The sequence below is a fragment of the Lacinutrix sp. MEBiC02404 genome, from assembly GCF_053601575.1.
In genome coordinates this window covers 1-255 of the sequence record NZ_JBSHNV010000063.1, presented here as the reverse complement: position 1 = coordinate 255, position 255 = coordinate 1, and the positions used below count along the sequence as shown (strand labels likewise).

The following is a 255-nucleotide window of genomic DNA, read 5'->3' as shown; positions in this document are numbered from 1 at the left end:
ACAAGTGGAAGCAAGGTTAGTAAATACATAATCAGAAGTTACATCGAATACTGCATCTGTATCACAAGAATCTGTACCACAAGATTGAAGTGCTAATATATTAGCAGCATTCCAATCGTTAGCAATTGTTTCGTTATCTGTTCCGTTACATTCTATAGTTTCATCTATTACAGTACAAGACGTTAAGTCAGGACCGATAGAATCTTCAAGCGTAAGCGTTGCAGTAAGTATGGTTTCATTACCACAATCATCAGC

At 36.5% G+C, this 255-nt stretch carries 1 protein-coding gene; it reads right to left on the bottom strand.

Translation table 11 applies throughout. From position 1 onward, the window contains the following. Positions 1–255, bottom strand: a 255-nt coding sequence (locus ACVCXO_RS00365; RefSeq protein WP_452227616.1) for a hypothetical protein, incomplete at both ends; no start/stop codon positions are given.